General features: G+C 61.9%; 8 protein-coding genes and 1 pseudogene. 6 read left to right on the forward strand and 3 right to left on the reverse strand.

The window, feature by feature from the left end:
• Positions 1 to 225 precede the first annotated feature (225 nt).
• The 6 genes from LY41_RS10530 (at position 226) to LY41_RS10555 (ending at position 9406) form a co-directional block, all read left to right on the forward strand.
• Positions 226 to 1467, forward strand: a complete 1242-nt coding sequence (locus tag LY41_RS10530; protein WP_253863687.1) for a helix-turn-helix domain-containing protein — start codon at positions 226 to 228, stop codon at positions 1465 to 1467.
• 13 nt (positions 1468 to 1480) lie between these two features.
• Positions 1481 to 2371: a phosphotransferase gene (locus tag LY41_RS10535; RefSeq protein ID WP_253863688.1), complete on the forward strand. Its 891-nt coding sequence runs from the start codon at positions 1481 to 1483 to the stop codon at positions 2369 to 2371.
• A 189-nt stretch (positions 2372 to 2560) separates the two neighbouring features.
• Positions 2561 to 4129 (forward strand): type I restriction-modification system subunit M, encoded by a 1569-nt coding sequence (locus tag LY41_RS10540; RefSeq protein ID WP_253863689.1) that lies wholly within the window; start codon positions 2561 to 2563, stop codon positions 4127 to 4129.
• Between the two features lie 8 nt (positions 4130 to 4137).
• Entirely contained in the window at positions 4138 to 5055 is a 918-nt protein-coding gene (locus LY41_RS10545; RefSeq protein WP_253863690.1) for a restriction endonuclease, read from the forward strand.
• Positions 5052 to 6284, forward strand: a complete 1233-nt coding sequence (locus tag LY41_RS10550; protein WP_253863691.1) for a restriction endonuclease subunit S — start codon at positions 5052 to 5054, stop codon at positions 6282 to 6284. Before LY41_RS10545 ends, LY41_RS10550 begins: the two co-directional genes overlap by 4 nt.
• Positions 6281 to 9406 carry a type I restriction endonuclease subunit R gene (locus LY41_RS10555; protein ID WP_253863692.1) on the forward strand — a complete coding sequence of 1042 codons (3126 nt, stop codon included), beginning with the start codon at positions 6281 to 6283 and terminating at the stop codon, positions 9404 to 9406. Before LY41_RS10550 ends, LY41_RS10555 begins: the two co-directional genes overlap by 4 nt.
• A 159-nt stretch (positions 9407 to 9565) precedes the next feature.
• On the opposite strand, the pseudogene LY41_RS10560 reads toward LY41_RS10555, so the two are convergent.
• From LY41_RS10560 to LY41_RS10570, 3 genes and pseudogenes are all read right to left on the reverse strand, one after another.
• A pseudogene (locus LY41_RS10560) lies at positions 9566 to 10826 on the reverse strand (IS701 family transposase).
• A 121-nt stretch (positions 10827 to 10947) separates the two neighbouring features.
• Positions 10948 to 11358 (reverse strand): integrase core domain-containing protein, encoded by a 411-nt coding sequence (locus LY41_RS10565; protein WP_308292239.1) that lies wholly within the window; start codon positions 11356 to 11358, stop codon positions 10948 to 10950.
• A 598-nt stretch (positions 11359 to 11956) separates the two neighbouring features.
• On the reverse strand, positions 11957 to 13897 hold the full coding sequence (locus LY41_RS10570) for an AIPR family protein (protein ID WP_253863693.1): 1941 nt from the start codon (positions 13895 to 13897) through the stop codon (positions 11957 to 11959).
• Positions 13898 to 14199 lie beyond the last annotated feature (302 nt).

Genomic DNA, 14199 nt, shown 5'->3' on the forward strand with positions numbered 1-14199 from the left:
TCTTGATACGTGTCTGCCTTGTTCTGGACGCTGGGCGCCGCTCCATGTCGTCGGCACCGCCGGTGGGTGTGTGCCGGTGCGTCGGTGCCGAAGGCCGAGTGAAGCGGTGGCGGATTGCATGAGCCAGAGCAGGATTGCTGCACGAATGCTGCAGAGATGCTGCGAGCAGGGCGGTGACCTGCGAAGATCGTTGGACGAGTTACGGGCGCTGATGGGGGCGAGTGAATGTCAAGCAGGCGGGAGGGCCTTGCGCGTCGCCGCTCCGCGGTGGGGTTGACGCAGGAACGGCTGGCTGAGCTGCTGGGCGTCGAGCGGTCGACGATCTACCGCTGGGAGTCCGGCGCGGTCAATCCGCAGCCGGAGTTGCAGCCACGGTTGGCGCGTGCACTGGAGGTGACGGCAGCCGAGCTCTCGGAACTTCTCGGCGGTGCCTCTGCGCCGCGTGCCGTCTCGCCGAGATCGTCGTCGCAGCCTGCAGTCCGAGTGCGTCCGGGCAATGCCAATCTCGGTGCACGTCCTCAGGACTTCCTCGCAGCGACGGTGGTGGAGACGCCGGTGCCGAGACGTCTGGGGAACGCCGACGTGGAGCATGTGCGCGCGGCGACGCGGGCGGTTGCGTCGGCGGAGAATCTCTTCGGTGGTGGAGTGTCCTGCGAGGCGTCGATGGCGCAGTTGCGCTGGGCAGGGAGACTGCTCGATGTCCCGGCGTCGCGGCCTGTGCGGCAGGACATGGCGGAGGCGGTTGGGAACATGGCTGGCGTGGCCGCGTTCGCGGCTTTCGACATCGCCGAACACACCGTCGCTGATCGGTGTTTCGCGTTCGCGCTCTGGTGCGCAGATGAGGCGGGATCGTGGGATCTACGCGCCAACACGCTGGCGGAGATGGCGCGCAAGGCGACGTACCGGGGCCGGTTCGACGAGGCGTTGGAGTTGATCGAGTACGCACAGGTCCGCTCCGACCGGGTCACGGCGACGGCACGAGTGATGCTGGCTACGCTGCGCGCCCGTCTGTTGGCGCTGACCGGCAGGCATGCGCACGCGTGCGCCGAGATCGACCGTGCCGACGCCGAGTTCGTCGACCGCAATGCCGAGCTGGATCCGCCGTGGTTGTGTTACTACGACGCCGCAGAGCATCAGGGCAGTACTGGCAAAGCATTGATCCCGATCGCTCGCTCCGGCGACGACCCGGAAGCGGCGGCAGGCCGGCTTGCGAAGGCGGTCGAGCTACAGGCGGCGGCGTATCCGCGGTCGCGCGCGTTCTCGCAGGCCCGGCTGGCCTCGCTGCTGATTGAGACCGGCCATCCGCGACAGGCTGTGGAGGTTGGGCACGAGGCTGTACTGGCTGCAGCGGCCGTGCGATCTACGCGGCTGACAACAGAACTGCATGGCCTGGCGCAGGCGGCGAGTGCGTATGCGCAGGTCGGCGATGTTGTCGACCTGCGACGTGAGATCGCGCGCCTCGGGTGACACCATCGGCGACGTGGCCCGACCGTTGACCAGTGCAGAGGAAGTCCTGACCGTGGCGGCAGACGAGGCAGGTCTGGATGTCACGGCAGCCTCGTTGATCCGTGACGGCTCGAACGTCATGTATCGGTTGCAGGGGAGGATCGTGGCGAGGGTCGGGCCGACGGGCACCGGTGACATCGCGGCTCGGCAGATCGATGTGTCCCGGTGGCTCGCGTCGTCCGGCGTCACTGTGGTGAGGGCGCTCGACGAGGTCCCGCAACCGACGGTGGTGGACGGACGTCCGGTCACGTGGTGGTACGAGTTGCCGGAGCATCGCCCGGCAACCACGGCCGAGCTGGGCGCCGTCCTGCGCGAAGTGCATGCGCTGCGTGCTCCCGACCAGCTGGAGTTGCCTCGATTCGACCCGTTGTCGGGCGTCGCGGAGCGCATCGCCGCCGCGGATCATGTGCCCGGCGACGATCGGGCCTGCCTGGGCAAGCGGGTCGAAGACCTGCGCGGACGGCTTGCGAAGGTCGCGACGGATGGTCGTGACGGGGTCGTGCACGGCGACGCGTGGCAGGGCAACGTCGCCGTACCCGTGGCAGGCGGCCCGCCGATCCTGCTGGATCTCGAACACGTCTCCCGTGGCTACCAGGACTGGGATCTCATTCCCGTAGCGGTGGATCACACGGACTTCGCGCGCGTGAGCCGCGCGGACTACGAGGAATTCGTGACCGCCTACGGCGGCCACGACGTGACGACCACGGCGGCCTTCCGAGTCCTCGCCGACAGCCAGGAGTTGCGCTGGGTCGCCTTCGTACTCGGCAAAGCGGTTGCCAGCGCCCAGGCTGCACGTGAGACGCGCCACCGCATCGCCTGCCTACGCGGCCAGGTCGACCGGCCGTGGTTCTGGACAGCGTTCTAGGCGTGACCCCAGCTCACGCCGTATGGCACCTGGTCGGTGGCGTGTGGCTGGCGCTCGCTGTCCCAGCGGCCGCTCTCACCTGAGCGTCACCCCGATGTCGGAACCGTGGAACGTCAGGGGGCACCGATATCGTGATCCCATCGACCCGGCAGAACCTAACGCGCTGTGAGCGCAGGAGACCAACACAACATGGCACCGACCACCAAGGAAGCGCAGCGCGCAGAGCTGCACAAGGCGATCTGGAAGATCGCGACCGATCTGCGCGGCACCGTCGACGGCTGGGACTTCAAGTCCTATGTCCTCGGGATGCTCTTCTACCGGTTCATCTCGGAGAACCTGACCTCGTACCTCAACAACAGCGAGCGAGAGGCCGGTAACGAGACCTTCGACTACGTCACTCTCCGCGACGACGAGGCCGAGTACGGTCGTGCCGAGACGGTAGCCGAGAAGGGTTTCTACATCCTGCCGTCGGAGCTGTTCGTCAACGTGCGCACGCGCGCCCAGTATGACGAGAACCTGAACGAGACGCTCGAGCGAGTCTTCAAGAACATCGAGGGATCGGCGCTCGGAACCGAGAGCGAAGACGACCTGAAGGGTCTGTTCGACGACTTCAATGTCAACAGCCCGAAGCTTGGCAGCACGGTCGCGCAGCGCAACCGGAAGCTCGCCGACCTGCTGGACAAGATCGGTGACATGCCGCTGGGCAGCTTCCAGGACAACTCGATCGACATGTTCGGCGACGCCTACGAGTACCTCATGCAGATGTACGCGGCGAACGCGGGCAAATCGGGCGGTGAGTACTACACGCCCCAAGAGGTCTCGGAGTTGCTGGCAAAGATCACAGTGGTGGGCAAGAAGACGGTCAACAAGGTTTACGACCCGGCTGTCGGCTCCGGATCGCTGCTGCTGAAGTTCGCGAAGGTCCTCGGCAAGGATCGCGTGCGTAAGGGGTTCTATGGCCAGGAGATCAACCTGACCACCTACAACCTCGCGCGGATCAACATGTTCCTGCACGACATCAACTACGCTGACTTCGATCTGGCGCACGGCGACACCTTGATCGACCCGGTTCACTGGGATGACGAGCCGTTCGAGGCGATCGTCTCCAACCCGCCTTACTCGACCAGGTGGGAAGGCGACGCCAACCCGTTGCTGATCAATGATGAGCGGTATGCCCCGGCCGGGGTGTTGGCGCCGAAGTCGAAGGCCGACCTCGCCTTCACGATGCACATGCTCAGCTGGCTGGCTGTGAACGGCACCGCTGCGATCGTCCAGTTCCCAGGCGTGTTGTACCGAGGCGGGGCGGAGAAGAAGATCCGTCAGTACTTGGTCGACAACAACTACGTCGACGCCGTGATCCAGCTGCCGCCGGACCTATTCTTCGGCACCACGATCGCGACCTGCATCCTGGTTCTGAAGAAGTCGAAGAAGACCAACGACGTGCTGCTCATCGATGCGTCGGCGGAGTTCAAGCGTGCCGGCAACAAGAACAAACTCTTGGAAACGCACCAGTCGAAGATCCTCGACGCGTTCACTGCGCGCGAGGATGTCGACCACATCACGAAGCTCGTCGCAGTCGAGGAAATCGCCGCGAACGACTACAACATCGCCGTGTCGTCCTATGTGGAGGCGGCGGACACCCGCGAAGAGATCGACATCACCGAGCTGAACGCTGAGATCGCCCGCATCGTCGAGCGGCAGGCAGAACTCCGTACGGCGATCGACGAGATCGTGGCGGATCTGGAGGACACAAAGTAGTGACTAACATGCCCAACTGGGAAGGCTTCATGATCCCGACGCTCAAGGTGATGAGCGACGACGTCGTTCGCCACCGGCGTGAGTTCCAGCCGCTGGTGGCCGACGAGGTGCAGCTCAACGATGAGCAGAGGAAGGAGTTGCTCCCGTCCGGCAGGCAGGTCAAGTACAAGAACCGCATCGGGTGGGCAGTCTCGTTCATGACAAATGTCGGTGCGTTCACTCGTCCACAGCGTGGTCACTACCAGATCACTGACGCGGGCAGGGAGCTTGTCAAGCTCTTTCCTAACGGCGTCAAGGAGCGTGACATCGCGGCGCTCGGTGACGACCCGAACTCGCCGATCCGCGTCTATGTCGCGACCAGCAAGAACAAGCAGACCAGCAGCGCGGCCGTCGCCGCGATCGACGAGTCTTCGATGACGCCGATCGAGCAGGTGCAGAGCGGCATCGAACGCATCCACGACGAGATCACGGTCGAGCTCCTCACCCGGCTGCAGGGGAAGGATCCCGGCTTCTTCGAGCAGGCGGTCGTAGATTTGCTGCTCGCGATGGGCTACGGCGGCACGGCGGGCACCGGTAACGTCACGCAGCTCAGCAATGACGGTGGTTTCGACGGCGTGATTGACCAGGACATCCTGGGTCTCAACCGCGTATACATCCAGGCCAAGCGTTACAAGGACGAGAACATCGTCGGTCGTCCGGATCTGCAGGCGTTCGTCGGCGCACTCAGTGGCAAGGCCGACAGTGGCGTGTTCATCACGACCAGCCGCTTTTCGGATAACGCCCGTACTTACGCCGAGAACGTGCCGACCCGCATCATCCTGATCGACGGCAAGCGTCTCACCAGCCTGATGATCCGCTACGGCGTCGGCGTGCAGGTCAAGGAAACCTACAAGGTCGTCGAGATCGACGAGGACTTCTTCGCATGAACCGCATTGATAAATTGATAGAGGAACTGTGCCCAGACGGGGTGGAGCACAAGACTCTCGGCCAGGTTGGCGAGTTCATACGCGGGAGCGGATTGCAGAAGGCCGACCTTCGTGAGGAGGGCGTACCAGCTGTCCACTATGGGCAGATCCACACACACTACGGAGTGTGGACAACCAAGACGAGGTCGTTTACAGACGAGGACATTGCGGCCAAGCTTCGTCACGCTCGGCCTGGCGATCTCTTGATCGCGACGACAAGTGAGGACGACGACGCAGTCGCGAAGGCAACTGCGTGGCTTGGTGACACCGAAGTTGTGCTTAGTGGTGACGCGTACATCTGCAGGCACGAACTCGAGCCGAAGTACATGGCCTACTTCTTCCAGTCGACTTCGTTTCAGGACCAGAAGCGCCGCTTTATCTCCGGCGCGAAGGTGCGCCGCGTTTCTGGTGCTTCGTTGGAGAAGATACGGATCCCCGTGCCACCTCTCGAGGTGCAGCGCGAGATCGTGGGAGTATTGGATAAGTTCACTCAGCTGGAAGCGGAGCTGGAAGAGGAGCTGGAAGCAGAGCTGGAAGCGCGGCGCGCTCAGTTTGCGCACTATCGGGACGCGCTCGTAACTCAATCGAGTGATGCACGAGCTCGTCTCAGTGATCTGGGCACGTTCGTCCGTGGGCGCCGGTTCACCAAAGATGACGTGGTTGAGGAGGGGATTCCAAGCCTCCACTACGGGGAGATATACACGGGGTATGGAACGTCCGCGCGTCAGGCCGTGCGGCACGTTCGTGCCGAACTTCGCGGTCAGCTCCGGTTCGCACAACCTGGCAGTGTCATTTTCGCGGGCGTGGGTGAGACTGTTGAGGACGTAGGTAAGGCGGTGGCCTGGCTCGGAGACGATCCGATCGCGACCCACGACGATACATTCGCGTTCTCGTCGGATCTCGACCCAAAGTACGTCGCATATGCAGTCCAGACAGCCGACTTCCATCGGCAGAAGGAACGCCACGTTTCGCGCGCGAAGGTTAAGCGCGTCGGGGCATCTGGCCTCGGTGCGATCGAGATTCCCGTGCCGCCGATGGAGGAGCAACGCCGTATCGTCGACGTGCTCGATAAGTTCGACGCCCTCGTCAACGACATCAGCATTGGCCTTCCAGCCGAGCTCGCCGCTCGTCGCAAGCAGTATGAGCACTACCGTGACCGTCTCTTGACGTTCAAGGAGCTGACCGCATGAGTGAAGCACCGGCATGCAAGTTCGATCCGATCGCGATCTCTTCGGAGAGCACGGTCGTTGCAGAGTACGTCCAGGATTCGTCGCAGTCGGAGGCCTATCAGTCGGAGGCCGCGCTTGAACGCGAGATGATCCGCCTGCTTGAGGCGCAGGCGTACGAGTACCTGCCGATCACCTCCGAGTCGCAACTTGTCGCCAACTTGCGTACACAGCTTGAGAAGCTCAACAAGATGACCTTCTCGGACGCCGAGTGGGAGACGTTCTTCGCGACCAAGATCGCCGGCAAGAACGATGGCATTGTCGAGAAGACCGTCCGGATCCAAGAGGATCACGTCCAGATCCTCGAGCGTGACGACGGGTCGACAAAGAACGTTACGCTGATCGACAAGGCGAACATTCACAACAACCAGCTGCAGGTCATCAACCAGTACGAGATCGCCAAGGGTGACGGTGACACCGGCGATGGCGGCGCGAACTACGCCAACCGCTACGACGTGACCGTGCTCGTCAACGGGCTGCCGATGGTGCACATCGAGCTGAAGCGGCGCGGCGTGGACATCCGCGAGGCGTTCAATCAAATCAACCGCTACCAGCGGGACAGTTTCTGGGCAGCCTCAGGCCTTTTCGAGTATGTGCAGCTGTTCGTGATCAGCAACGGCACGCTGACGAAGTACTACTCCAACAGCACCCGCGATAAGCACCTGAAGGAAACGCGGAAGGCGAAGAGGCCGGGCAAGGGCAAGAAGTCGAGCAACTCGTTCGAGTTCACCAGCTGGTGGGCGGATGCGAACAACAAGGCGATCGCCGAACTGCCCGCCTTTATCAAGACATTCTTCGCGAAGCACGCCCTCCTCAACATCCTTACCAAGTACTGCGTGCTCACCGCAGACCGAGAGCTGCTGGTCATGCGCCCCTACCAGATCGTGGCGACCGAGCGGATTCTCCAGAAGATTGATATCTCCACGAACTACAAGACCCTCGGTACGGTGCAAGCCGGTGGGTACGTGTGGCACACGACGGGTTCCGGGAAGACACTGACCTCGTTCAAGTCGGCGCAGCTGGCGAGCAAGATGCCGAGCGTCGACAAGGTGCTCTTCGTGGTCGACCGCAAGGACCTCGACTATCAGACGATGCGCGAGTACGACCGGTTCGAGAAGGGCGCCGCAAACTCGAACGCATCGACCGCGATCCTGAGGAAGCAGCTTGAAGACCCGAACGCTCGGATCATCATCACCACGATCCAGAAGCTGTCCACATTCGTCAAAGCGAACAAGGGTCACGAAATCTTCTCGGGCCACGCCGTCATCATCTTCGACGAGTGCCACCGCTCCCAGTTCGGCGACATGCACACTGCCATCACACGTTCCTTCAAGCGTTACAACCTGTTCGGCTTCACCGGCACGCCCATCTTCGCGGTCAACGCGAGCAGCGGCGGCAACCCCCAGCTGAAGACGACCGATCAGGCGTTCGGCGACAAGCTCCACACTTACACGATCGTCGACGCCATCGCTGACAAGAACGTCCTTCCGTTCCGCGTCGACTATGTCAACACGATCAAGGTCGGGAACCCCGACGACAAACAGGTCTCGTCGATTGACCGGGAAAAGGCCCTCCTGGATCCCAGGCGTATCAGCGAGATCGTGGCTTACACGCTCGAGCACTTCGATCAGAAGACGAAGCGAGGGTCGACCTACGAGCACTCCGTGGTCACGAACGTCACCGAATCGGCGCGCAGTCGCAACAAGACTGAGGAAATTCGGAAAGACAAGCGAATGCGCGGTTTCAACGCGCTTTTCGCCACGGCCTCCATCGAAGCGGCGCGCGTCTACTATAATCAGTTCACGCGGCAGATGGGCCAGCTGCCACCGAACAAGCGCCTGAAGATCGGGATCATCTACTCCTACGGGGCCAACGATGTTGCCGAGGATGGCATCATCGACGACGAGGCGTTCGACACGGACGGGCTGAGCGTGGATGCCCGTCAGTTTCTAGAAGAAGCGATTCAGGACTACAACGATTTGTTCGGTACGAGTTACGACACGTCAGCTGACAGGTTCCAGAACTACTACAAGGACCTCTCGCAGCGGTTGAAGAACCGAGAGATCGATCTTGTGATCGTGGTGAATATGTTCCTCACCGGGTTCGATGCCACCACGCTGAACACGTTGTTCGTCGACAAGAACCTGCGCGCGCACGGGCTGCTGCAAGCCTATTCGCGGACGAACCGCATCCTCAGCTCGGTCAAAACCTACGGAAACATCGTGGCCTTCCGCGACCTGGAAGAGGAGACGAACGCCGCCCTCGAGCTGTTCGGAAACCGGGATGCCGGCGGTGTCGTGCTGCTCAAACCGTACGACGAGTACTATGACGAATACGCGGACAAGGTCGACGAACTGCTGCGTGACTTCCCAGTTGGCGAGCAGATCGTGGGGGAGCAGGAACAGAAAGACTTCGTCGGCCTGTTCGGCTCAATCCTGCGTCTGCGCAATATCCTGACATCATTCGACGATTTCGCAGGCAACGACCTGCTCGCCGAACGCCAGGAGCAGGACTACCGCAGTGTGTATCTTGACCTCTACGCCGAATTCCGTAAGGCGCGCGATGGGGACAAGGAGGCGGTCAATGACGACGTTGTCTTCGAGATAGAACTGGTCAAACAGGTTGAGATCAACGTCGACTACATCCTGTTGCTCGTCGAAAAGCTGCGCTCCGAACACGGCGACGGCGACGACAAGGAGATCCGTGCCGAGATCACTCAGGCGATCGACGCCAGCCCGACGTTGCGTAGCAAACGAGACCTGGTTGAGGACTTCGTCGCCCAGGTATCATTGGACACTGCAGTAGGTGAGCAATGGGACGCGTACGTCGCCGCAAAGAGGGAGGCGGAACTCGAGGCGATTATTGTGGAACAGAACCTGAAGCCGGAGCCGACGCGGGCTTTTGTCGAAAGCGCGTTCCGTGACGGGGAGCTTCGCACATCGGGAACCGAGATCACGAAGATTCTCCCATCTGTATCTCGGTTCGCCGCCAAGGGCGGTCATGCCTACACGAAGGAGCGCGTGATCGAAGTCTTGACGCAGTACTTTGAACGATTCCTTGCGCTTAGCGCTCACTCTGGAGAGTAGGCCCCGGGGTATAGGTGCCGCTAGTAGGGCTTTGTTAGGTGTGTAATCGTTGGTGGTGAGGGGGTTGCCAGCTGGTCGGGAGGCGTTGGTGGCAGGTGTGGCAGGCGCCGGTCCAGACGGCCAAGAGGGTCTGGAGTTCACGGATTACGGCGTAGAGGGTCAGGCCGGCGCAGGGGCTTTTGGGTCGTAGCGCAGTTGGGTGCAGATGGCTTGGGCGAGGCTGGCGAGGGTGACGTGGCGGTGCCAGCCGGCCATGCTGCGGCCTTCGAAGTGGTCGAGGCCGAGGCCGTCTTTGAGTTCGCGGTAGTCGTGTTCGATACGCCAGCGCATTTTGGCGAGTTGCACCAGCTCACGCACGGGTGTGTCGGTGGGCAGGTTGGACAGCCAGTAGTCGGTGGGTTCGGGCTCGTGCGGGGGCCATTCGGCGATCATCCAGTAAGCGGGCAGGTTCCCGTGGGTGTCGCGGGCGTTGTTGCGGTTGGCCGGGCGTACCCGCAGGGTCAGGAATCGTGAGTGCATCGCGCCGGTGCGGTTGCCGGGTGTCTTCTTCGTGCCATGGCGCCAGGTCACCTGCCGCAGCGCCGTGCGTCCGGCCGACAGTGCCAGGGCGCGGAGATCGGTGGGCTGGTGCGGATAGCCGGGTTTGGGTGGGCGCCCGGTGCCCGACCAGGGCGGCGTGGTGATCTCAGCCTCGCCGGGCTGAACACTGGTACTGGCTTTGACTGCCACGACGTAACTCAGACCGCGCTCGGCCAACGCACGGCGGAACTCGGTGATGCCGCCGTAGCCTGCGTCGGCCACCACGGGCCGCGCCGACAGGCCCCAGTCATCGATCGCTTCATCGAGCATGTCCAGTGCCAGCCGCCATTTGGTCCGGTACCGCACCTCGTCGTCGATCTTGGCACGAGCCCGGCGACGCCGGATGAACACGGCCGTCTCAGCATCGTCAGTAGTGTGATCGTCCCAACTGGCGGGCAGGAACAGGCGCCAGTCCAGCGCGGCCGAGGCCCAGTCGGTGGCCGCGTGCAGACTGACCCCGATCTGGCAGTTACCGGTCTTGCCCAGTGCCCCGCAGTACATCCGCGCCACCCCCGGGCGAGTCCTGCCCGTCCTTGGGAAAACCGGTGTCATCCAGTACCCACGCCCGCGGAGCCAGGAACTGTTGTGCCCAGCCCGCCATGCGCTGGCGCACGTCAGCGTAGTCCCAGGTCGACGAGGTCATGAACTGCTGCAACTGCTGATGATCCACCTCAAGTCGCTGCGCCATCGGCTGCATCGACTTGCGTTTGCCATCCAACAGCAGTCCACGCAGGTACAGCTCACCCTTGACCCGCTGATCCCGCCGCGACAGTCCCGCCATCATCTGAGCCGCGAACGCCTCCACACGCGGGGCCACCGCGGCCATCTCCTCCGGAGTCACTCCAAGATCATCACACAGAGACCAACAACCTAACAAAGCCCTACTAGCCGGGAACCGAAGTCAGACCGGGAGTGGACGAGAAGTCGCCGAGTCAATGGCGGCTGAGCTCTAGGTGTGATGTTCAGAAAGGGTTGGTCAGCCGGGTGATTGGTGGGCGGCCTCCGATCGTGGAGTGGGCGCGATGATGATTGTAGAAGTGGAGCCAGCCGGGCAACGCGGCGTTTTGGTGGTCGGTTGACTCGTAGAGGCGGGCGTAGTCCCACCCGTCGGCCAGGGTGCAGTGGAAGCGTTCGATCTTGCCATTGGTCTGTGGCCGGTAGGGCCGGGGCCGCTTGTGGACGATGCCGAGTTCGCTGCAGGCGTTGCGCCAGGCGTAGGACCGATAGGCAGAGCCGTGGTCGGAGAGTACCCGCTTGGGTGGTGATGCCGTGGTCGGCGAACCAGGACACCGCTCGTTGCAGGCTCGGATGGCGGTGGCGGCCTCCTCGTTGGCGCAGATCTCGGTATAGGCGACACGGGAGTGGTCGTCGATTGACGGTCTGGACGAAGGCGGTGCCGATCAGCGGCCGGTACGCGTGCCCACGCATGCCTGTGCGCTTGGCCGTGGACTCCTTGTTTCGATCGCCTTGCTGTTTGCCGACATAGTGCCACCCGCAGCCATCGGTGGGGCAACCGGTTGACGCGGCAGCGCACCAGCACCGCGTGGACGGTCGAAGCCGGAATCTCGAGCCGGCCAGTATCTGGACCGGGCCCAGCCGGAGTCTCCAGCGGAAACGCACGATCTGGCGGGCGAGCTTGTGGCTGGTCTTGTGCGGGCACGTCTTTGGTCGTGAGCTGCGGTCGACCATCCAGGCCGGACCTTCTACCTGGTAGCGGTCGGCGCTTTTTTGTCCGTGCGCGGGGTGACCATGAACATCTTGGCCGCGGCAGCGTAGGTCCAGCCGTGATCGACGAGGAACTAAGCCAGCCGCAGATGGGCGCGTGGGGTAAGGGCAGCGTTAGCGTGGGACACGAAGGCCTCCGGTCAGGGAAGCGGTGAACTAGACAGTTCCACTTCGCAACCGGAGGCCTTCACCTGTCAGCCCAACTCACCGACACGCCAGCACAACGCCCTTGGACATCACGAGGGATCAGTCCGAGTCCGCAGAGCCGTCAGCGGACTCGGACTCCTCCTCTATTTCGCGTAATGCCTTCCAAGCGAGATCGGCCAGCGTGTCACCGGATCTCGTTGCCCAACGTGCTGTGCCCTGGACGGCCACGGGATGTTCGTCCCAGCCAGCAAGCTCCCACATCCGCGAAATCAGCCCGGAAGGCGAATAGGCCTCACCGTCGGCTGCCCACAGAATCGGCTTCGAGCGCTGCGGGATCCATGTGGCCCTTGTGCGCCGAGGATCGGCAGCAAGCCAAGCGTTGAGCGCTGTGGTCTCAGTGGCTGAGGCCCCGGTGAGGGTTAGGGGATCGCCCTCTTCCAGGAGACTCTTGTCAATAAGTACGGATACAGCATTTGGCCGACGCCGTTTTCGGCGGGCCGGCGTTTTCTGATATTTACTTGGTATCATGGCGGGCTGCTCGCTGGAAAGAACATGCGCCGCCAGCTCGCGGCTTTTTTGGGAATCCGAACATGAGGATCGGATCTGTGCCCGTTCTCCATGGAGCGTGTCGATGGCCTCGACCAAGGCTGGAATTAGATCGTCGAGCAGTCGACCTATCTGTTGGGTTGCCTGGTTTGCCCAGTCGTGTACGTCGGGCTCATCGATCGTCTCGGTATTAAGTCGTTGGAAGACGAGATGTGTCAGAAGGTAGGCGCCGTGCTCAATAAGTGCGGCTGCGCGCCCCGTGTAGTGACGACGTTTTTTATGCAGGTTTTCGCGAACGGATCGGAAAACTCGCACGGCGTTCCATAGGAGATATGGTCCAGGTTGTGGACGGAACAGAACGTCGTAGATCCCTTGTGAGTCGCGTTCCCAGAGTACCTCTAGTGCAACGGCGATTCGTGCGGCGTATTGAGCATCGGAGTGCGCGCAGGCCAAGGCGCACGCGGCTTCAACAATCGAAAATCCGGTGCTGGGATGAGGGTCCAGTTCGCTCCGGCGAACGCTGTACTCAAGTCCCAGTTCAGCCCGCATGTCATCGATGATTGCTGCCTGAATGGGATCCAGCGCGACGAAATCGCGTGCTTCAACCCGATTCTGTCGATTTGTTGCCTTGGTGGTTCTTTTTGCGAAATCGTCTCTGGTTCCGGTGACTATAACCCGAATGCCGACCTGTGCGGAAGCCGCATTATCATCCGTGGAAACTGCTTCTGCCACAGCGCGGACTGTTTGTGCCCCATTTACAACGCTTGCATTGCGAAGTTCAAGTGTTATTGGCTTCCGGTGTGGCGTCCCGCGTGAATGGTGCGCCTTGTCTACAGAATCGCACAGAACTGTGATTCCATTGTTGAAGTACCAGAAGTGGTCTGGCTCGTCGGTCAATGTGTCGATCAGGTCATTGTTGATCGCAGTTCTGCCGAGTGGGTTTCGAATATTGAGGTTGAACAGATCGGCGCCGTGTTTTACCCATTGGGCTATTTGTTCCGCTTCGACTATGCCCTGGTAGGACTCGTAGGGCTCACTGACCGAGAACCAGGGGAACAGCTCAGCGGTGAGGTCGACAGGCTGCGGCGCCAAATCTTGCCTGACCGAAGCCCAGATATCCGACGATAGGAGGATGCGGTGGTCGAGAACTTCGCCGTGATGGTTGAACCTTCGCTCATGTTGTTCAAGTGCGACTTGGAAGCCCTGAGTGACCTCGTTGCCGCGCATGAGTGCTACCACCTGGGTGATGGGGACGGGGCCACTTGACATGACTTCCTTGGCGATTGCCGCAAGGTGCTGCCCTCGCGGGTTGAATGCCGCGAAATCCTCATCGTCGATCAGATCAAGGCCGGCGAATAGTTCCCGTACCGTGGACCTGTCGCTGCTTGCCCGGCCGTTCTGGCTCCATTTTGCCTGCACAAGGTAGACGTGTGGATCATGGCCGTCGACAATGGCAATTGCATCGATTCCCTGATCGTTGACGCCATCGATCACAGTGTCAGCCGCCTCCTGAGGGCTGAAGCCGGTGACGACACGGACAGCTTGAGCGGCGAGTGCTCGGGACAGTAGCCGAGGGTCCCGTTCTGCGGGAGGCTGACCGTCCAGATCGTCAATATTCAGAAGTTCTGAGGAGACGTAGATCGTGCGCAGCGCTCGTTCGACCTGACGGACCTGGAGCTGTGTCTCGTTCCCGCCGCCGGTGCTCCTGGTGTTCAGCTTGCATCCCCCGTTGTCCTCGTCGGCGCGGTTGCCGATCGATCATGCCATGGCGAGTCAGATAATTGGAGGTCTGCGGG

Origin of the sequence: Prauserella halophila (assembly GCF_024171895.1) — a bacterium.
Taxonomy (GTDB): domain Bacteria; phylum Actinomycetota; class Actinomycetes; order Mycobacteriales; family Pseudonocardiaceae; genus Prauserella; species Prauserella halophila.